The 18,622-nt window shown below is 64.2% G+C and carries 19 protein-coding genes; 15 read left to right on the top strand and 4 right to left on the bottom strand.

Going from position 1 to position 18,622, the window contains the following annotated elements; all coding sequences use genetic code 11:
* Positions 1-37: 37 nt before the first annotated feature.
* The 14 genes from ACLEJW_RS17245 to ACLEJW_RS17180 all read left to right on the top strand — a co-directional run bounded on the left by ACLEJW_RS17245 (position 38) and on the right by ACLEJW_RS17180 (position 14,197).
* Positions 38-475, top strand: coding sequence for an NfeD family protein (locus ACLEJW_RS17245; protein WP_313295802.1), 438 nt, complete (start codon positions 38-40; stop codon positions 473-475).
* Between the two features lie 27 nt (positions 476-502).
* The gene (locus tag ACLEJW_RS17240) at positions 503-1,357 is read left to right on the top strand and encodes an SPFH domain-containing protein (protein ID WP_145190125.1); all 855 of its coding nucleotides are present in this window, start codon (positions 503-505) and stop codon (positions 1,355-1,357) included.
* A 99-nt stretch (positions 1,358-1,456) separates the two neighbouring features.
* The gene (locus ACLEJW_RS17235) at positions 1,457-1,867 is read left to right on the top strand and encodes a DUF2946 domain-containing protein (RefSeq protein ID WP_440777940.1); all 411 of its coding nucleotides are present in this window, start codon (positions 1,457-1,459) and stop codon (positions 1,865-1,867) included.
* Between the two features lie 24 nt (positions 1,868-1,891).
* On the top strand, positions 1,892-2,377 hold the full coding sequence (locus ACLEJW_RS17230) for a copper chaperone PCu(A)C (protein WP_145190119.1): 486 nt from the start codon (positions 1,892-1,894) through the stop codon (positions 2,375-2,377).
* 25 nt (positions 2,378-2,402) lie between these two features.
* Positions 2,403-2,834 (top strand): DUF2946 domain-containing protein, encoded by a 432-nt coding sequence (locus ACLEJW_RS17225; protein WP_313645129.1) that lies wholly within the window; start codon positions 2,403-2,405, stop codon positions 2,832-2,834.
* Positions 2,835-2,900: 66 nt separating this feature from the next.
* On the top strand, positions 2,901-4,958 hold the full coding sequence (locus ACLEJW_RS17220) for a TonB-dependent copper receptor (RefSeq protein WP_313295795.1): 2,058 nt from the start codon (positions 2,901-2,903) through the stop codon (positions 4,956-4,958).
* A 57-nt stretch (positions 4,959-5,015) separates the two neighbouring features.
* A complete protein-coding gene (locus ACLEJW_RS17215) occupies positions 5,016-6,383 on the top strand; it encodes a PepSY-associated TM helix domain-containing protein (RefSeq protein WP_313295793.1) in 1,368 nt (455 codons plus the stop codon).
* Positions 6,384-6,554: 171 nt separating this feature from the next.
* The gene (gene cycA / locus ACLEJW_RS17210; RefSeq protein ID WP_145190107.1) at positions 6,555-7,961 is read left to right on the top strand and encodes a D-serine/D-alanine/glycine transporter; all 1,407 of its coding nucleotides are present in this window, start codon (positions 6,555-6,557) and stop codon (positions 7,959-7,961) included.
* Between the two features lie 186 nt (positions 7,962-8,147).
* Positions 8,148-9,413: an urea ABC transporter substrate-binding protein gene (gene urtA, locus ACLEJW_RS17205; protein WP_313295791.1), complete on the top strand. Its 1,266-nt coding sequence runs from the start codon at positions 8,148-8,150 to the stop codon at positions 9,411-9,413.
* Positions 9,414-9,496: 83 nt separating this feature from the next.
* A complete protein-coding gene (gene urtB / locus ACLEJW_RS17200; protein WP_145190099.1) occupies positions 9,497-10,984 on the top strand; it encodes an urea ABC transporter permease subunit UrtB in 1,488 nt (495 codons plus the stop codon).
* Entirely contained in the window at positions 10,984-12,063 is a 1,080-nt protein-coding gene (urtC, locus tag ACLEJW_RS17195; protein ID WP_313295788.1) for an urea ABC transporter permease subunit UrtC, read from the top strand. The genes urtB and urtC overlap by 1 nt, the downstream gene beginning before the upstream one ends.
* On the top strand, positions 12,060-12,917 hold the full coding sequence (gene urtD / locus ACLEJW_RS17190) for an urea ABC transporter ATP-binding protein UrtD (RefSeq protein ID WP_313458570.1): 858 nt from the start codon (positions 12,060-12,062) through the stop codon (positions 12,915-12,917). Before urtC ends, urtD begins: the two co-directional genes overlap by 4 nt.
* Before the next feature lie 34 nt (positions 12,918-12,951).
* The gene (gene urtE, locus ACLEJW_RS17185) at positions 12,952-13,650 is read left to right on the top strand and encodes an urea ABC transporter ATP-binding subunit UrtE (protein ID WP_313295784.1); all 699 of its coding nucleotides are present in this window, start codon (positions 12,952-12,954) and stop codon (positions 13,648-13,650) included.
* 31 nt (positions 13,651-13,681) lie between these two features.
* Positions 13,682-14,197: a GNAT family N-acetyltransferase gene (locus tag ACLEJW_RS17180; RefSeq protein ID WP_145190087.1), complete on the top strand. Its 516-nt coding sequence runs from the start codon at positions 13,682-13,684 to the stop codon at positions 14,195-14,197.
* Between the two features lie 220 nt (positions 14,198-14,417).
* Here ACLEJW_RS17180 and ACLEJW_RS17175 read toward each other — a convergent pair whose 3' ends face one another.
* Positions 14,418-14,723, bottom strand: a complete 306-nt coding sequence (locus ACLEJW_RS17175) for a chaperone modulator CbpM (protein WP_145190084.1) — start codon at positions 14,721-14,723, stop codon at positions 14,418-14,420.
* Positions 14,724-14,725: 2 nt separating this feature from the next.
* A complete protein-coding gene (cbpA, locus tag ACLEJW_RS17170) occupies positions 14,726-15,685 on the bottom strand; it encodes a curved DNA-binding protein (protein WP_145190082.1) in 960 nt (319 codons plus the stop codon).
* 163 nt (positions 15,686-15,848) lie between these two features.
* Here cbpA and ACLEJW_RS17165 point away from each other — a divergent pair, with 163 nt between their 5' ends.
* Positions 15,849-17,120, top strand: a complete 1,272-nt coding sequence (locus ACLEJW_RS17165; RefSeq protein ID WP_313458577.1) for an Hsp70 family protein — start codon at positions 15,849-15,851, stop codon at positions 17,118-17,120.
* Between the two features lie 44 nt (positions 17,121-17,164).
* On the opposite strand, the gene ACLEJW_RS17160 is transcribed toward ACLEJW_RS17165, so the two are convergent.
* Entirely contained in the window at positions 17,165-18,172 is a 1,008-nt protein-coding gene (locus ACLEJW_RS17160) for an AI-2E family transporter (protein ID WP_145190076.1), read from the bottom strand.
* Between the two features lie 70 nt (positions 18,173-18,242).
* Positions 18,243-18,530, bottom strand: coding sequence for a PsiF family protein (locus ACLEJW_RS17155; protein ID WP_440777939.1), 288 nt, complete (start codon positions 18,528-18,530; stop codon positions 18,243-18,245).
* Between the last annotated feature and the right edge of the window lie 92 nt (positions 18,531-18,622).

Here is an 18,622-nt window from a genome sequence, read left to right as displayed (position 1 = left end):
ATAGACTTCCCCTCCTACTGCGCAGGGTATGGCTCAAATGGAAATGCAATGGTGGATCTGGCTGGTCTTCGGCATCGCGCTGATTCTGCTCGAACTGGTCCTGCCCACGTTCTTCATCATCTGGTTCGGTATCGGCGCAGTATTGGTGGCGCTGATCGCCATGGCCGCGCCGACCTTGCAGCTGGACATGCAAGTGCTGAGTTGGGTGCTGTTCTCCTCGGTGACCACGCTGCTCTGGTTCAAGCTGTTCAAGCCCAAGCAGCCAGACGTGCGCTGGACCGCAGACAGCGTGATCGGTGAAGTCGGCCTGCTCACCGCCAGCGTTTCGCAGTTCCAGAAAGGCCGTGTGCGTTTCCAGAAGCCGTTGCTGGGCAGCGAAGAATGGACCTGCGTCGCCGACACCGACATCCCCGCCGGCGAGCGGGTGCGATTGATCGCCGTCGAAGGCAACACCGCGCGGGTCGTGCGCGCCTGATCGACTCAACTTAAAAGGAAGTTTCCCATGACCAGCCTCATCGTCGTTGGCGCCCTCGCCGTGTTCGTCCTCATCACCGTGTTCAAGGGCGTGCGTATCGTGCCCCAGGGCGAGGAATGGATCGTCGAGCGCCTCGGGCGCTACCACAACACGCTCAAGCCGGGCCTGAACATCGTCATTCCCTACATGGACGTGGTGGCCTACCGGCTGCCGACCAAGGACATCATTCTCGATGTCCAGGAGCAGGAAATCATCACCAAAGACAACGCCGTGATCGTCGCCAACGCGCTGTGCTTCGCCAAGGTGGTCGATCCGCAGAAGGCCTCGTACGGCGTGCAGAACTTCTCTTTCGCCGTCACCAGCCTGACCATGACCTCGCTGCGCGCCATCGTCGGCGCCATGGACCTGGACGAAGCCCTGTCGAGTCGCGAGCAGATCAAGGCGCGTCTGCGCGAAGCCATGTCCGAGCAGACCGAGGACTGGGGCGTCACCGTACGCTCGGTGGAAATCCAGGACATCAAGCCTTCGCAGAACATGCAGCTGGCCATGGAGCGCCAGGCTGCCGCCGAGCGTGAACGAAAAGCCGACGTGACGCGCGCCGAAGGAGCCAAGCAGGCGGCGATCCTCGAAGCCGAAGCCCGTCTGCAGGCGGCCAAGCTCGACGCCGAGGCGCAGATCAACCTCGCGCAAGCGTCGGCACGTGCCATTTCCCTGGTCAAGGACGCAGTGGGCAACGAGACGGTACCGGCCATGTACCTGCTCGGTGAGCGCTACATCGGCGCCATGGAAAACCTCGCCAGCAGCGACAATGCCAAGGTCGTGGTGCTGCCTGCGGACCTGCAGGAGACGGTGCGTGGCCTGATGGGCCGTGGCAAGGTGTAAGGCGCAGCCGGGGCCATCTGCGTCACTTCACCGCACCCCGGCATTTTTCCCTATACTCCGTTTTACAATACCGCCCACGATTCCTGACCGGATCTCTCCATGCCCCCACGTCGGCACCTTGCCTGGATAGCCTGCCTTGCAGTGCTGTTCAACCTGCTGGCCATGCCGCTGTCTTCTGCCGCGCCCAAAGGCCCGGCCGATCAGCTGCTGTGGGGGGCGTTCTGTTCCAGCATGACCGGCAAGGCCAAGGTCGATATCCAGGCCCTGGCCAAGATCGACCTCGGCAGCCAGGGCGACCAGCATTCCAACATGCAGCACTGCTGGTGCTGCTCGGGCGCGGCCCCGCTGCTGGCGCAGCCAGGCTATCCGGCGCAACTGCACACCCCGCCCGCGCTGTTCGCCGGGCAGGTCGCCGCGCTCATCGATTATCGCCCCACTCCGCGCCAGTTATGGCCTGCGCTCAACCCCCGCGCCTCTCCCGTTGCCTTGAGTTTTCAGCTGTCAGCCTGAACCTCAATCGATCGGAGACTCACCATGTTCAAGCATGCCCTCATCCTGGCCGCCCTGCTGCTGCCCGGTGCCTATGCCAGCGCCCACGAATACAGCGTTGGCGACCTGCACATCGCCCACCCGTGGTCACTGCAACTGCCGCCCAACGCGCCCAATGTCGCGGCCTACTTCGTCGTGCACAACAACGGCAAGGTCGATGACCGCCTCTTGAGCGTCGACAGTCCGATCAGCGACGACGCGCAACTGCACGAACACGCCCAGGGCAGCGACGGCGCCATGCGCATGCAACAGGTCCAGAGCGTGGTGGTGCCAGCCGGCAAGGATTTGACCTTCGCCCCCGGCGCTTATCACGTCATGCTCATGCAGCCCAAGGACCGCAGCCTGCTCAGCGATGGCCAGCGTTTCCCGCTGACCCTGCATTTCCAAAGGGCCGGCGACATCACCGTGCAGGTTGCCGTGCAGCAGCAGGCGCCAGCGCAGCCCACGCAGGATCACCAGCACGCGCACTGATAGCTGCTGACCGGCACTCGCGAGCATGAGCCTGCCTCGCAACAGCTCCAGCCGAACCACCCGCCCTGAACGCAGGCGCATCGGTGGCGGCTGGCTGAGCCTGTTCGCCATGTGGATGATCTTCATCGGACCACTGATCGCTCAGTCGATGCCGATGGATCACCACGCCGGCATGTCCATGCCAATGTCGATGTCCATGCCCGAGGCCCACCACGCCTCAGGCGCCATGCAGCAAAGCCATGGCGACGATGGCCAGTTGCATGTGATGTGGGAAAAATGCGGCTATTGCAGCTTGCTGTTCAACTGCCCCGCCCTGCCGCAGACCCACAGCCCCCTCGCGCTGGCCAGCAGCGTCCCGCCCACCCTCAACGGTCGACCGACACGCCAGGGCCATGCCCGACAGGCCGTATTTCCAGGGGCGCGCAGCCGCGCGCCGCCCTCTTCGATCAGCGTTTGAGCCAATCGCTAACGCTCGAAGCCACACGGCTTCGCGTTCATTCCTGACTGATCGACTGGAATCACTATGTCCGGCTGTACCCTTGTGTCCAAATCCAACCGAGGCGCTGCGCTCACGGCGCTGTGCGGATCGCTGTTGGCCCCACTGGCCGTGGCCGCGCCAACGGGCCATGTTCACCCAGAGGCTGAATTGAGCCCCACCGTCGTCACCGCCATCGCGCCAAGCTCTCCGCTGACCGTGGTGACCAACCCCAAGGAACCGCGCCAACCCGTACCGGCCAGTGATGGCGCCGACTACCTGAAAACCATCCCGGGTTTTGCCGCGATCCGTGCCGGTGGCACCAACGGCGACCCGGTGCTGCGGGGCATGTTCGGCTCACGCTTGAACATCCTTACCAATGGCGGGCTGATGCTCGGCGCCTGCCCCAACCGCATGGATGCGCCGACGTCCTACATCGCACCGGAAACCTATGACCGCCTGACCGTGATCAAAGGCCCGCAGAGCGTCATCTGGGGCCCGGGCGGGTCGGCCGGGACGGTTCTGTTCGAGCGCGAACCGGAATCCTTCGGCACCCTCGGCAGCCGGGTCAACGCCAGTCTGCTGGCCGGCTCCAATGGCCGTTTCGACAAGGTGCTGGACGCCGCAGCTGGCAACAGCCAGGGCTACGCGCGATTTGTCGGCAACCAGTCGCGCGCGGACGACTACCACGACGGCCACGGTGACAGCGTGCCCTCGCGCTGGGAAAAGTGGAACGGCGACGTAGCGCTGGGCTGGACGCCCGACCAGGACACCTTGGTCGAACTCAGCGCAGGCAAGGGCGACGGTGAAGCCCGCTATGCCGGGCGCGGCATGGACGGCGCGCAGTTCAAGCGCGAAAGCCTGGGGCTGCGGGTCGAAAAGTCCAACCTCGGCGAGGTTCTCGACAAGGTCGAGGCGCAGGTTTACTACAACTACGCCGACCATGTGATGGACAACTACAGCCTGCGCACGCCCTCGGGCACCGGCATGATGGCCGGGCCCATGGCCGCCGCCGTCGAACGCCGCACCATGGGCGGGCGCATCAAGGCGACCTGGCGCTGGGCCGACGTGCAGCTGATCGGCGGCCTCGATGCACAGACCAATCAACACCGTGCGCGCAGCGCCATGGGCATCGACACCTACAAGCACCTGCCCTGGACCAAGGATGCCGCATTTCACGACTACGGCGCCTTCGCCGAGGCCACCTGGTACGCCACAGGCGTTGACCGGCTGATCGCCGGCGCCCGCGTTGATCGCGCGTCGGCCAAGGACTACCGCGCCAGCAGCCTGACCCGCGACAATACCCGCGCCGACACCCTGCCCAGCGGCTTCGTGCGCTACGAGCACGATCTCGCGGCAGTGCCCGCCACCGCCTACGTGGGCCTGGGCCATGCCCAGCGCTTCCCGGACTACTGGGAGCTGTTTTCCCCCACCCGGGGACCGGCAGGTTCGCTCAACGCCTTCGACAGCATCAAGCCGGAGAAGACCACCCAGCTCGACGTTGGTCTGCACTACCGCAGCGAGCGTCTGGAGGCCTGGGCCTCGGGTTATGTCGGGCAGATCCGCGACTACATCCTGTTCGACTACCGCAGCGCACTGATGGGCATGAGCACATCGCAAGCGCGCAACATCGACGCCCGCATCATGGGTGGCGAGGTGGGCGCAGCCTACGCCCTGAGCGAGCGCTGGAAAGCCGACGCGACCATGGCCTACGCCTGGGGCAAGAACAGCAGCGACGGTCGCGCCCTGGCGCAGATGCCGCCGTTGGAGACCCGCCTGGGCCTGACCTATCAGCGCGAGCAGTGGAGCGCTGGCGCATTGTGGCGCCTGGTGGCGGCGCAGCACCGCATCAGCCAGAACCAGGGCAATGTGGTCGGCAAGGACTTCGGCCAGAACGCAGGCTTCGGCGTGTTCTCGCTCAACGCCGCCTACAAGATCAACCGCAACCTCAAGCTCAGCGCCGGTGTCGACAACCTGTTCGACAAGACCTACGCCGAGCACCTGAACCTGGCCGGCAACGCCGGGTTCGGCTATCCGGCCAGCGACCCTCAGGCGGTCAACGAGCCAGGCCGGACCCTGTGGACGAAAGTCGATTTCAGCTTCTGACAATAACGATGGGCGCGGTTGCGGCCGCGCCCTCATGTGGGTCCAAAGGAGGTTCCCATGAGTGGAACACGCGTTTCCTTCTACAACCTGGCCTGGCGCTGGCATTTCTACGCGGGGCTGTTCGTCGCCCCGTTCATGATCCTGCTGGCACTTACCGGCATCATCTACCTGTTCAAGCCACAGCTCGATCCGCTGCTGTATCGCGACCTGATGGTGGTCGAGGCCGGCGATCACCGGCAAAGCGCCGACACGCTGCTGGCCAATGTGCGCCAGGCCTACCCGCAGGGCCATGTCGGCCAGTACCTGCCGCCGCTCAACGCCGAGCGCAGCGCGCAATTCGTCGTGCATGACGCAGGCCGTGAGCTGAATGTGTTCATCGACCCCTACAGCGGCAAAATGCTCGGCGAGCAGGACGGCAAGCAGAACCTGCAAGCCATCGCCCGCGCGCTGCACGGTGAACTGATGGTCGGCAGCGTCGGCGATCGGCTGGTGGAGCTGGCCGCCGGTTGGGGCATCGTGCTGGTGGTGTCGGGGCTGTACCTGTGGTGGCCACGCGGGCGCAGCGGCGCCGGAGTCGTATGGCCACGCCTGGCGGCCCGGGGCCGGCTGTTCTGGCGTGACCTGCATGCAGTGAGCGGTTTCTGGGGCTCGGCCCTGCTGTTGCTGATGCTGCTCAGCGGCATGACCTGGACCGGGTTCTGGGGCAAGCAGTATGCCGACCTGTGGAACCGTTTTCCGGCGGCCATGTGGAACGCCGTGCCGCAGTCCGACCAACAGGCCCGCGCGCTGAACCACGCCCACCGTCAGACCGTACCCTGGGCAATGGAAAACACCCCGATGCCGCAATCTGGCGCGCATGCCGAGCACGCCGGGCACCACGGCATGAGCAGCGGGCCTGCCGCGCCGCAGGTAAGCCTGCAGCAGGTGCAGGACATCGCCAGCGCACGCCAGGTCGAGCCTGGCTACAGTATTACCGCGCCGACCACGGCCGAGGGTGTGTTCACCATCGCCGTGTTCGCCGATGACCCACGCAACGACGCCACCCTGCACGTGGATCAGTACACCGGCAAGGTGCTGGCCGATGTGCGCTGGCGCGACTATAGCCCGGTGGCCCGCGCCACCGAGCTTGGGGTGATGCTGCACGAGGGCAAGATGTTCGGGCCGCTGAACCAGATCATCATCCTGCTGGTGTGCCTGGTGATTCTGCTGGGTTCGATCAGTGGTCTCTTGATGTGGTGGAAACGCCGCCCCACCGGCGGGCTGGGGGTGCCGCCGCTGCGCCATGACCTGCCGCGCTGGAAGGCAGCGGTGGCGGTGATGCTGGTGCTGGGGGTGCTGTTCCCGCTGGTGGGGGTGTCGATGGTGCTGATGTGGGTGGTCGATAGCCTGCTGGTCAAGCGCCGCCGGATCCTCGCCAGCGCCTGACCGATTGCATGACCGGCGCGTTCGCCAGCGGGGCTGCGAACGCGTCGACCGGTGTGTGCATCTGCACCCGGAAACTGGAGTCGATCTGTCGCGCCCCTATCTGGCACGAGCGTGTTAGCCTAGCCGGCTACCTCTGACAAGAAGACTGACCTTCAAGGGAATGCAGCTTAAATGACGCAAACTTCTCCGACTGCGCCAGATGACCAGCATCTGCAGCGCAACCTGACCAACCGTCACATTCAGTTGATCGCCATCGGTGGCGCCATCGGCACCGGCCTGTTCATGGGCTCGGGCAAGACCATCAGCCTGGCGGGACCGTCGATCATCTTCGTCTACATGATCATCGGCTTCATGCTGTTCTTCGTCATGCGCGCCATGGGCGAACTGCTGCTGTCGAACCTCAACTACAAGTCGTTCATCGACTTCTCCGCCGACCTGCTCGGGCCCTGGGCCGGCTACTTCACAGGCTGGACCTACTGGTTCTGCTGGGTGGTGACCGGTATCGCCGACGTGGTGGCGATCGCTGCGTATACGCAATTCTGGTTCCCCGAGCTGCCCCAGTGGATTCCCGCGCTCACCTGCGTGGCGGTACTGCTGTCGCTGAACCTGGTCACCGTGAAAATGTTCGGCGAAATGGAGTTCTGGTTCGCCCTGATCAAGATCATCGCCATCCTGGGCCTGGTCGCCACCGGCCTGTACATGGTCATCACCGGGTTCACCTCACCCAGCGGGCGCACTGCGCAGCTGGCCAACCTGTGGAACGACGGCGGCATGTTCCCCAATGGCGTGATGGGCTTTTTCGCCGGCTTCCAGATTGCCGTGTTCGCCTTCGTCGGCATCGAACTGGTCGGCACCACTGCCGCCGAGGCGAAGAACCCTGAACGCACGCTGCCGCGGGCCATCAACTCGATCCCGGTCCGGATCATCATCTTCTACGTGCTGGCGCTGATCGCGATCATGGCAGTGACGCCTTGGCGCGACGTGGTGCCAGGCAAGAGCCCGTTCGTCGAGCTGTTCGTCTTGGCTGGCCTGCCTGCTGCAGCGAGCATCATCAACTTCGTGGTGCTGACCTCGGCGGCCTCCTCGGCCAACAGCGGGGTATTCTCCACCAGCCGCATGCTCTTCGGCCTGTCCCAGGAAGGCGACGCGCCGCGTGCGTTCGAAAAGCTGTCGAGCCGTTCGGTACCGGCCAACGGTCTGTACTTCTCCTGCACCTGTCTGCTGCTGGGCGCGGTGCTGATCTACCTGGTGCCCAACGTGATCGAGGCGTTCACCCTGGTGACCACGGTCTCGGCCGTGCTGTTCATGTTCGTCTGGACCTTGATCCTGTTGTCGTACCTGCGCTACCGCAAGCACCGCGACGCGCTGCACCAGGCCTCGCGCTACAAGATGCCCGGCGGGCGGGTGATGTGCTACGTGTGCCTGGCCTTCTTCGCCTTCATCCTGGTGCTGCTGAGCCTGGAGGCCGACACCCGCTCGGCGCTGGTAGTCACGCCGATCTGGTTCCTGCTGCTGGCGGTGACCTACCAGTTCGTACGCAGCAAACGCCACCCGCGCAATGCGGTGCGTAACGGCTGAACGATAATGGGGCCGCCCAGCGGCCCCATTGCTGTGCATGCCTATCGAGCAAGCACCAGGCTGGACCGCGTAAACGCCCCAGCCCCTGGCACAGCCGCTCTAACCTGGCGCTTTGGCCATTAGGCACACCCCTTGCAACGCCCCTCCCCGCTTGCCCAACACATAAAAACTCAGCGGAGAGAGCACATGAAGCGTCGCAGTCTGATCAAGGCTTTTACCCTCAGCGCATCGCTTGCGGCACTGGGCCTGAGCTGGAGCATCCAGGCGGCCGAGACCATCAAGGTCGGCATCCTGCATTCGCTGTCGGGGACCATGGCGATTTCCGAGACGTCGCTCAAGGACATGGCGCTGATGACCATCGAGCAGATCAACGCCAAGGGCGGGGTCAACGGCAAGATGCTGGAGCCAGTGGTGGTCGACCCGGCCTCGAACTGGCCCTTGTTCGCGGAAAAAAGCCGTCAGTTGCTGACTCAGGACAAGGTCGCGGTGGTGTTCGGTTGCTGGACCTCGGTGTCGCGCAAATCGGTACTGCCGGTGTTCGAAGAACTCAACGGGCTGCTGTTCTACCCGGTGCAGTACGAAGGTGAGGAAATGTCGCCGAACGTGTTCTACACCGGTGCTGCGCCCAACCAGCAGGCGATCCCGGCCGTGGAGTACCTGATGAGCGAAGACGGCGGCAGTGCCAAGCGCTTCTTCCTGCTGGGCACCGACTACGTTTACCCGCGCACCACCAACAAGATCCTGCGCGCCTTCCTGCACAGCAAGGGGATCGCCGACAAGGACATCGAAGAGGTCTACACCCCGTTCGGTCACAGCGATTACCAGACCATCGTCGCCAACATCAAGAAATTCTCCGCTGGCGGCAAGACCGCGGTCATTTCCACGGTCAACGGCGACTCCAACGTGCCGTTCTACAAGGAACTGGCCAACCAGGGCCTGAAAGCCACCGAGGTACCGGTAGTGGCCTTCTCGGTCGGCGAAGAAGAGCTGCGCGGCATCGATACCAAGCCGCTGGTGGGTCACCTGGCGGCCTGGAACTACTTCGAATCGGTGGATAACCCGGTCAACCAGCAGTTCGTCGCCGACTGGAAAGCCTATGCCAAGGCCAAGGGCCTGCCGGGCGCCGACAAAGCGGTGACCAACGATCCGATGGAAGCCACCTACGTGGGTATCCACATGTGGGCGCAGGCCGCCGAGCAAGCCAAGTCCACCGACGTCGACAAGGTCCGCCAGGCCTTGGCCGGGCAGAGCTTCAAGGCGCCGTCGGGTTTCACCCTGACCATGGACAAGCGCAATCACCACCTGCACAAGCCAGTGATGATCGGCGAGATCCAGGATGACGGGCAATTCAGCGTGGTCTGGGAAACCGAGCAACCGCTGCGCGCGCAGCCGTGGAGCCCGTTCATTCCGGGCAACGACAAGCGTCCGGACTACGCCGTAAAAGGCAACTGAGTGCACGGGCCGCGCTGCGGCCATTCGCGGGCCTAGCCTGATCGCCCGCGAAGCATCCAATACCGATCGTCAGGATTGCCCTTATGCTCAGACTCCTGCTCACCTTCCTGCTGCTCTGGCCTCTGGCCTCCCACGCCAGCGAGGGGGAATTGTTCCTCAGCGCCAAGCCCGCCGAGCAGGCCCGTCTGCTTGAAAGCTGGGCAGCCCAGCCCGATGTCGCGCGCTTGCCCTTGCTGGATAACCTGCGCCAGGGCCGCATCGCTGCCGACGACACGCGCAAGCTGCGTTTGACCAACCGCTTGCGCGGCCTGATCGACAACGCCTTGGCCAGCCACCAGTTGCTCAGTGCTGACGCCGACATGCGCCTGGCCGCTGCCATGCAGCTGCAAAAAAGTGCGCAGCCGGCGCAGATGGCCTTCCTCGATCGGCGCTACGCCGCTGAGCAGAATGGCGCGGTGCACGCCGCGCTCGGTCTGGCGCTGGCCAATCTGCAACTGGGCGCCAGTGAACCGGCCGTGCGCCTGGCCGCCGTACGCCTGCTTGGCGAAACCGGCGATCCGCTGGCCCGCACGCGCTTGCAAGCCCTGCTGCAGCCGGACGTCGAAAGCGACCCAGGCGTGCGCACCGCGGCCGAAACCAGCCTGGCCCAAGTGCAGCGCAAGCTGCTGGTGGGCGAACTGCTGGGCCAGGCCTTCAGCGGCTTGTCGCTGGGTTCGATCCTGCTGCTGGCAGCGCTGGGCCTGGCCATCACCTTCGGCCTGCTCGGGGTGATCAACATGGCCCATGGCGAGATGCTCATGCTCGGCGCCTACAGCACCTACATGGTCCAGGTGCTGCTGCAGCGCTACGCACCTGGGGCCATTGAGTTCTACCCGCTGATCGCGCTGCCGGTGGCCTTCCTGGTCAGTACCGGGGTCGGCATGGCGCTGGAGCGCTTGGTGATCCGCCACCTGTACGGCCGCCCGCTGGAAACCTTGCTCGCCACGTGGGGCATCAGCCTGATCCTGATCCAGGCCATTCGCCTGCTGTTCGGCGCGCAGAACGTCGAAGTCAGTAATCCGGCGTGGCTCTCAGGCGGCATTCAGGTGCTGCCCAACCTGGTGCTGCCGTACAACCGCCTGGTGATCATCGGCTTCGCCCTGGCGGTGGTGCTGTTGACCTGGCTGTTGCTCAACCGCACGCGGCTGGGGCTGAACGTGCGGGCGGTGACCCAGAACCGCAACATGGCGGCGTGCTGCGGAGTCTCGACGGGGCGCGTGGACATGCTCGCCTTCGGCCTCGGCTCCGGGATCGCCGGGCTGGGCGGCGTGGCCCTGAGCCAGGTCGGCAATGTCGGCCCGGACCTGGGGCAGAGCTACATCATCGACTCGTTCCTGGTCGTGGTGCTCGGCGGCGTCGGGCAGCTGGCCGGCAGCTTGTGGGCGGCCTTCGGCCTGGGCATCGCCAACAAGCTGCTGGAGCCGCAGATCGGCGCCGTACTCGGCAAGATCCTCATCCTTGCGCTGATCATTCTGTTCATCCAGAAACGTCCGCAAGGCCTGTTCGCCCTCAAGGGACGGGTAATCGACTGATGAACCAGCCACTGCTTGTCACCGCTACGCAAAAAGCCGGGCCGCGCCTGACCCTGGCCGTCGGGGCCGCCGTGGTCCTGCTGCTGCTGGCCCTGCCACTGCTGGCGCTGCTGCCGGCGAACCATGCGCTGCAGGTGTCGGCCTACACCCTGACACTGGTCGGCAAGATCCTGTGCTACGCCATCGTCGCCCTGGCCCTGGACCTGGTCTGGGGCTATGCCGGCCTGCTGTCGCTCGGTCACGGCCTGTTCTTCGCCCTGGGCGGCTACGCCATGGGCATGTACCTGATGCGCCAGGCCGCCGGTGACGGCCTGCCAGGCTTCATGACCTTCCTGTCCTGGACCGAGCTGCCCTGGTACTGGGCCGGTACCCAGCACTTTGCCTGGGCGCTGTGCCTGGTGGTGCTGGCACCGGGGCTGCTGGCGCTGGTGTTCGGCTGGTTCGCCTTCCGTTCACGGATCAAGGGCGTGTATTTCTCGATCATGACCCAGGCCCTGACCTTCGCCGGCATGCTGCTGTTCTTCCGCAACGAAACGGGCTTTGGCGGCAATAACGGTTTCACCAACTTCCGGACCATCCTCGGCTTCGACATTACCGCGCAGGGCACCCGGGCGGTGCTGTTCCTGCTGACGGTCGGCCTGCTGCTGGCCAGCCTGTACCTGTGCTGGCGCCTGACCCGGAGCAAGGTCGGCCGCCTGCTCACGGCCGTGCGCGATGCGGAAAACCGCCTGATGTTCTGCGGCTACGACCCGCGCGGCTTCAAGCTGCTGGTCTGGGTGCTCAGCGCCGTTTTGTGCGGCCTGGCCGGCGCGCTATACGTACCCCAGGTGGGCATCATCAACCCCAGTGAGATGTCGCCAACCAACTCCATCGAAGCCGCTGTGTGGGTGGCTCTGGGCGGGCGGGGCAGCTTGATCGGGCCGCTGCTTGGCGCCGGCCTGGTCAATGGCATGAAGAGCTGGTTCACCGTGGCGTTCCCCGAGTTCTGGCTGTTCTTCCTCGGTGCGTTGTTCATCGTCGTCACCCTCTACCTGCCCAAGGGTGTGGCCGGCCTGCTGAAGAAAAGGAGCCAGCCATGAGAGGCGTGCCCCCGGTACACCCTGAATTCATGCTTGAACCGGTGTTCGACCAACTGGGCAGCGGGCGCGAGGCGATTGGCCTCGGCCAGCGCCGCCAGGCGGGCCTGGACACCCGCCACGGCACGGTGCTGAGCCTTGAAGACATCAGCGTCAGCTTCGACGGCTTCAAAGCCCTGAACGGCTTGAACCTCTACATCGGCGTGGGTGAGCTGCGCTGCATCATCGGCCCCAACGGCGCTGGCAAGACCACGCTGATGGACGTGATCACCGGCAAGACGCGTCCCGACGGTGGCAGCGCGTTCTTCGGCGAAACCCTCGACTTGACCCGCATGAGCGAATACCAGATCGCCCAGGCCGGGATCGGCCGCAAGTTCCAGAAGCCCACGGTATTCGAAGCCTTGACGGTGTTCGAGAACCTGGAGCTCGCGTTGAAGGCCGACAAATCGGTGTGGGCGAGCCTGACGGCTCGGCTCACTGGCGAGCAACGCGACCGTATCGAGCAGGTGCTGGGCACCCTGCGCCTGCTGCCGATGGCGCAACGCAGCGCCGGGTTGTTGTCCCACGGGCAGAAGCAGTTTCTAGAGATCGGCATGCTGCTGGTGCAGGAGCCGCAGCTGTTGCTGCTCGATGAACCGGTGGCCGGCATGACCGACGCCGAAACCGAGTTCACCGCCGAACTGTTCAAAGGCCTGGCGGGCACGCATTCGTTGATGGTGGTCGAGCACGACATGGGCTTTGTCGGCAGCATCGCCGACCATGTCACCGTGCTGCACCAGGGCAGTGTGCTGGCCGAGGGCTCGCTGGACCAGGTGCAGGCCGATGAGCGCGTGGTCGAGGTGTATCTGGGCCGTTGATCCCAGGCAATGCAACGCTTTGAGGAACATTCACATGCTACAGATCGACACCTTGCACCAGTACTACGGTGGCAGCCACATCCTGCGCGGCTTGTCCTTCGAGGCCAAGGTCGGCGAGGTCACGTGCCTGCTGGGGCGTAACGGGGTGGGCAAGACCACCCTGCTGCGCTGCCTGATGGGCCTGATCCCTGCCCGCGAAGGCAGCGTGACGTGGGAAGGCAAGCCGATCACCACGCTCAAGCCACAGCAACGGGTGCAGGCGGGCATTGCCTACGTGCCCCAGGGCCGGGAGATCTTCGCGCGCCTGAGCGTCGAGGAAAACCTGCTGATGGGGTTGTCGCGTTTTCCAGCCCGAGAGGCGCGCGACGTACCGGCGTTCATCTACGAGCTGTTTCCGGTGCTGGAGCAGATGAAACAGCGCCGCGGCGGCGATCTGTCTGGCGGTCAGCAGCAACAGTTGGCCATCGGCCGCGCCCTGGCCAGTCGTCCACGCTTGCTGATCCTCGACGAGCCTACCGAGGGTATTCAGCCTTCGGTGATCAAGGAAATCGGCGCGGTCATCCGCCGCCTGGCGGAACGTGGCGACATGGCCATCCTGTTGGTCGAGCAGTTCTACGATTTTGCCGAAGCGCTCGCCGACCAGTACCTGGTAATGGCGCGCGGCGAGATCATCCAGCGCGGGCGCGGCGCCGACATGCACGCCGAAGGTGTACGCGGGCTGGTAACCATTTAATCTGCACGCCACGAACCTGCGAGAAGCTGTCATGCACCATTCGATTCGCGACGCCCTGGTCACTGACTTGCCAGGCATCCTGGAGATCTACAACGACGCCGTGCGCCATACCACGGCGATCTGGAACCAAACCCCGGTAGACCTGGACAACCGCCAGGCGTGGTTCGAGGCCAGGGCACAGCAGGGTTATCCGATCCTGGTCGCCGTGGATGAAAGCGGCGTGCTGGGCTATGCGTCGTTTGGCGATTGGCGACCGTTCGAAGGCTTTCGCCTGACCGTGGAGCATTCGGTGTACGTGCGCGCCGACCAGCGTGGCAAGGGGCTGGGGCCGTTGCTGATGAAAGCGCTGATCGAGCGCGCCCGCGCCTGCGGCAAGCATGTGATGGTCGCCGCCATCGAGAGCGGCAATGCCGCCTCGGTCCGCCTTCATGAGCAGCTCGGCTTCGCGGTGACCGGGCAAATGCCGCAGGTGGGGGTGAAGTTCGGTCGCTGGCTGGACCTGACCTTCATGCAACTGGTGTTGAACCCGGGGGCTGAACCCCGCTGAAAAGCTGGGGGAATAACCTCAGGACATGCCTGCGGAAGCGGCCTTGTGTCGCGAAAGGGTCGCACAGCGGCCCCAGCAATTCCAGCTATGAAGCTGAAATCCTGGGGGCGCTACGCACGCCCTTCACGACACAAGGCCGCTCCTACAAGCACATCGCTTTGGGTTTGATGATTGAGCAAGACAGTTGCTCCCACAGTTGCATCTGCACAGGCAAAGCGCCCTACATCTGGATGAACCGACCCAGCCGCTGCTTCAACATGCTGTTTTCGGTGCGCAACTGGCGCACCTCCTGCAACAGTTCCAGCGCCAGTGCCACGCCCTCCCATTCCAGCTCCAGCTCCTTGCGCAGCTTCGCCGCCCGCTTGGCCAGCAGCGGCGCCTGATCGTCGAACAACCAGTCCTCGGGCGTTCGCCCGGAAGGTTCGACAATGCCGTGCTCGACGATTTCGATCACGCAGTCGGCCGAGATGTCGGCCTCCTGACACAGGGTTCGCATGTCCAGTTGAACGATCAGGGTGCTGCTCATGATCACTTACTCCATTGTGTCCTCGGATTGAACGCTGCTTTCTCGGAAAGCTGGGTCCACAACTCGCGGGTAGACTCATCGGACGCCGGTGGCATGACCACCTTCAGCTGCGCGTACAGGTTGCCGCGCTCGCCGCGCTTGTTCGCCAGGCCCATGCCCGGCACGCGCAGGCGCTGGCCGCTCTGGCTGTCAGGGCGGATGGTGAGGTTGATCTTGCCGGTCAGGGTCGGCACCGCCACCTTGGTGCCCAGCGCCGCTTCCCAGGGCGCCAGCGGCACGGTAATGATCAAGTCATGGCCTTCGACGTCGAACAGCGGGTGCGGTGCCAGGCGGATGGTCAGGTACAGGTCGCCATTGGCGCCCCCGCCACTGCCCGGTGCACCCTGGCCCTTGAGGCGAATCCGCTCGCCATCGGTGACCCCGGCTGGAATCTTCACGTTCAGGGTCTTGGTGGTAAAGCCGGTGCGCTGGCCGGCAGCGTTGCTCTGCGGGACTTGGAAGCTGATCTGCTTGGACTCCTTGCTCAGGGTTTCTTCAAGAAAGATCGCCAGTTCCAATTCCACGTCCTGCCCTCGCCTGCCGGCACTGCGTTGTTGTTGCCGTGCGCCACCGAACGGGTTGCCGCCACGCGCGCCGAAGATCGAGCTGAAGAAATCGGAAAAATCGCCGCCTTCGAAGCCACCGCCCGGGTCACCGCCACGGCTCTGCCAGCCAGGCGGCGCCTGGAACGGCCGACCGTGCTGGCCGCCGTACTTGCGGATTTCGTCGAATTCGGCGCGCTTTTGGGCATCACCCAGCACTTCGTAGGCCTCGTTGGCCTCCTTGAACTTGTCCTCAGCGTCGCGCTCCTTGCTGACGTCAGGGTGATACTTGCGCGCCAGCTTGCGGTACGCGGCCTTGATCGCCTTCTCGTCCGCCGTGGGCTCTACGCCGAGTATCTTGTAGTAGTCTTTGAAGTCCATCTATGGATCACCAGTGTGAATGTGCGTGTTGCATCTGAAGATAGGGGCCAAGCATAGCCTTTCAAGGTTCGCTTGGGGTTGCTGCAACGCAGACGATCGGTCTTGATTCTCTAGCCAGCTGGCATACACTGCGCGGCCGTTTTGCCTCCGGAAGCCTGTTCCCATGTCTGACGTATCCCCGGCCCGTGCCCTTGGCATCGACTTCGGCACCTCCAACTCGACCGTTGGCTGGCATCGCCCGGGCGTCGAATCGCTGATCGCCCTGGAAGACGGCAAGATCACCCTGCCCTCGGTGGTGTTCTTCAATATAGAGGAACGCCGCCCGGTGTATGGCCGCCTGGCCCTGCACGAATACCTCGAAGGCTACGAAGGCCGCCTGATGCGCTCGCTCAAGAGCCTGCTGGGCTCCAAGCTGATCAAGCACGACACCAGCGTGCTGGGCAGTGCGCTGCCGTTCAAGGACCTGCTGGGCATGTTCATCGGCGAGCTCAAGAAACGTGCCGAACACTGCGCCGGGCGTGAGTTCGATCAGGTGGTGCTGGGCCGCCCGGTATTCTTCGTCGACGAAGACCCCGCCGCCGACCAGGAAGCCGAGGACACCCTGGCCGAGGTGGCGCGCAAGATCGGCTTCAAGGACGTGTCGTTCCAGTACGAGCCGATTGCCGCAGCGTTCGACTACGAGTCAGGCATCAGCCGTGAAGAGCTGGTGCTGATCGTCGATATCGGCGGCGGTACCTCCGACTTCACCTTGATTCGTCTTTCCCCCGAGCGCCACCAGGTGGCCGAGCGCCAGAGCGACATCCTCGCCACCGGTGGCGTGCATATCGGCGGTACCGATTTCGACAAACAGCTGAGCCTGCAGGGCGTGATGCCGCTGTTCGGTTACGGCAGCCGGATGAAAAGCGGCGCGCTGATGCCCACCAGCTATCACCTGAACCTGGCGACCTGGCACACCATCAACGCCTTGTATGCGCAGAAATCGCAACTGGCCCTGAACAGCATGCGCTACGACATCGAAGACACCCTGGGCATCGACCGGCTGTTCAAGCTGATCGAAGAGCGTGCCGGGCACTGGCTGGCGATGGAAGTCGAAGCCAGCAAGATCGAGCTGACCGAACAGCCCAGCCGCCGCCTCGATCTGGGCCGGGTCGAGCGAGAGCTGAGCGTCGAATTGACCCGTGCGTTGTTCGAAGAAGCGATCGACGGCCTGCTGGAGCGGGTGCGTGGCAGCGTCACCGAACTGCTGGGCAAGGCCGGTGTACACGCAAGCCAGGTCGATACGGTGTTCTTCACCGGCGGCTCGAGCGGTATTCCAGCGCTGCGCAACAGCGTCTCGGCGATGCTGCCCAACGCCCGACATGTGGAAGGCAACATCTTCGGCAGCATCGGCAGCGGCCTGGCCATCGAAGCACGCAAGCGCTACGGCGCCGCCTGACCGTCACCTGCCTGGGCGCCGCGCCACCGCGCCCAGGCAGGTACTCAGACCAGTTCAGCCCGGCGCAGCTCGCTTTTCAGATAGGCATAGTAGACCGGCCCAGCCACTACGCCCGGCAAGCCGAACGCCGCCTCGAACACCAGCATCGCCAGCAGCAGCTCCCAGGCCTTGGCCCTGATCTGGCCACCGACGATCCGCGCGTTGAGAAAGTATTCGACCTTGTGGATGACGATCAGGTACCCCAGCGCCGCCGCCGCCACCCAGATCGACAGCGACAGGCCGACGATGGTGATCAGCGTGTTGGACATCAGGTTGCCGATCACCGGCAGCAGGCCGAGCAGGAAGGTCAGCACGATCAGTGTCTTGGTCAACGGCAGGTGCACGCCGAACAAGGGCAGCACCACAGCCAGGAAGATGCCGGTGAACATCGTGTTGAGCATCGAGATCTTGATCTGCGCGAAGACGATGTTGCGAAACGCCTGGACCAGCAGGCTCAGACGCTCGAACAAGGCTGCCGCCAATGGCTTGCGTCGGGAAATATCGGGGATGCGCTGCAAGGCGATGATCGCACCGAGGATCATGCCGATCAGCAGGGTCACGAACATGTGCGCCATGCCCTTGCCCACCAGCTGAAGCTCGCTCAGGTGACTCTTGAGCCAATCGCCGATGGCCACCTTGAACTCAGCGGCACTGGCCGGCAGGTAGGCTTCGATGAACGGCGGTAACTGACTGCGCGCGCGCTCGACCAGGGCCATGAACTTGTCCAGCGAGGCGCCTGGATTCTCTGCCTCGTGCAGCAGGAAGCTGAATGCGCCGGCGATCAGCAGGGTCAAGGCGCACACCACCAGGGTGCCCAGCAGCGCGACCGCGAGCCAGCGTGCACGCTGCCCGGCAATCAGCGGTTGCAGGCGCGGGGTGAGCATGTTGACCAGTTCGAACACCAACAGGCCGGCCAGCAGGCTCGGCAACAACTTCAAGGGCAGGGCCAGCAACAGCCCGGCCATGACGATGACCAGGCTGGCAAGGGTGATCTGGCGGGGGGTGAAAGTCATACAGCCTCGACGGCAGACGGCGGGAATGCCCGCAGTCTGCCAGCCTTCAAGGCACAGGCATAGGCACAGGTCACTTCTTCTTCAGGCAGTCGCTCATGAAGGCTTTGCGTGCGTCACCTTTGAGCGACTGGCCAGTGGCGGCGGCATTGCAGGTCTTCATTTTCTCCTGCTGGGTTTGCGGCACTTGCTTCTTCAGGCACGTGCTCATGAACGCCTTGCGCTCATCGCCCTTGAGCGCCTGGGCGGTGGCATCGGCATTACAGGTCTTCATCTTTTCCTGTTGCGCGGTATTGGCGGCAAAACCCTGTGCGCTGAATAGCACAGCCAGCGCCAGCAATGGCACATGCAGCATCTTCATGGAGTGGTCTCCTGGGCGCCGCGCCCGATGCACGGACATGGCCCTGAGTGTAGACAAGATTTTTTACATCCCGCTCGGCCAGCGCCCCGCGC

It is taken from the genome of Pseudomonas sp. SMSB3 (genome assembly GCF_052041965.1).
Lineage (GTDB): Bacteria > Pseudomonadota > Gammaproteobacteria > Pseudomonadales > Pseudomonadaceae > Aquipseudomonas.
This window is presented reverse-complemented; position numbering and strand designations above follow the sequence as displayed.

Excerpts from the sequence above, each read along its gene's own strand:
- ACLEJW_RS17245 (WP_313295802.1), top strand. The coding sequence starts at position 38 with ATGGAAATGCAATGGTGGATCTGGCTGGTCTTCGGCATCGCGCTGATT.
- ACLEJW_RS17240 (WP_145190125.1), top strand. The coding sequence starts at position 503 with ATGACCAGCCTCATCGTCGTTGGCGCCCTCGCCGTGTTCGTCCTCATC.
- ACLEJW_RS17235 (WP_440777940.1), top strand. The coding sequence starts at position 1,457 with ATGCCCCCACGTCGGCACCTTGCCTGGATAGCCTGCCTTGCAGTGCTG.
- ACLEJW_RS17230 (WP_145190119.1), top strand. The coding sequence starts at position 1,892 with ATGTTCAAGCATGCCCTCATCCTGGCCGCCCTGCTGCTGCCCGGTGCC.
- ACLEJW_RS17225 (WP_313645129.1), top strand. The coding sequence starts at position 2,403 with ATGAGCCTGCCTCGCAACAGCTCCAGCCGAACCACCCGCCCTGAACGC.
- ACLEJW_RS17220 (WP_313295795.1), top strand. The coding sequence starts at position 2,901 with ATGTCCGGCTGTACCCTTGTGTCCAAATCCAACCGAGGCGCTGCGCTC.
- ACLEJW_RS17215 (WP_313295793.1), top strand. The coding sequence starts at position 5,016 with ATGAGTGGAACACGCGTTTCCTTCTACAACCTGGCCTGGCGCTGGCAT.
- cycA (WP_145190107.1), top strand. The coding sequence starts at position 6,555 with ATGACGCAAACTTCTCCGACTGCGCCAGATGACCAGCATCTGCAGCGC.
- urtA (WP_313295791.1), top strand. The coding sequence starts at position 8,148 with ATGAAGCGTCGCAGTCTGATCAAGGCTTTTACCCTCAGCGCATCGCTT.
- urtB (WP_145190099.1), top strand. The coding sequence starts at position 9,497 with ATGCTCAGACTCCTGCTCACCTTCCTGCTGCTCTGGCCTCTGGCCTCC.
- urtC (WP_313295788.1), top strand. The coding sequence starts at position 10,984 with ATGAACCAGCCACTGCTTGTCACCGCTACGCAAAAAGCCGGGCCGCGC.
- urtD (WP_313458570.1), top strand. The coding sequence starts at position 12,060 with ATGAGAGGCGTGCCCCCGGTACACCCTGAATTCATGCTTGAACCGGTG.
- urtE (WP_313295784.1), top strand. The coding sequence starts at position 12,952 with ATGCTACAGATCGACACCTTGCACCAGTACTACGGTGGCAGCCACATC.
- ACLEJW_RS17180 (WP_145190087.1), top strand. The coding sequence starts at position 13,682 with ATGCACCATTCGATTCGCGACGCCCTGGTCACTGACTTGCCAGGCATC.
- ACLEJW_RS17175 (WP_145190084.1), bottom strand. The coding sequence starts at position 14,723 with ATGAGCAGCACCCTGATCGTTCAACTGGACATGCGAACCCTGTGTCAG.
- cbpA (WP_145190082.1), bottom strand. The coding sequence starts at position 15,685 with ATGGACTTCAAAGACTACTACAAGATACTCGGCGTAGAGCCCACGGCG.
- ACLEJW_RS17165 (WP_313458577.1), top strand. The coding sequence starts at position 15,849 with ATGTCTGACGTATCCCCGGCCCGTGCCCTTGGCATCGACTTCGGCACC.
- ACLEJW_RS17160 (WP_145190076.1), bottom strand. The coding sequence starts at position 18,172 with ATGACTTTCACCCCCCGCCAGATCACCCTTGCCAGCCTGGTCATCGTC.
- ACLEJW_RS17155 (WP_440777939.1), bottom strand. The coding sequence starts at position 18,530 with ATGAAGATGCTGCATGTGCCATTGCTGGCGCTGGCTGTGCTATTCAGC.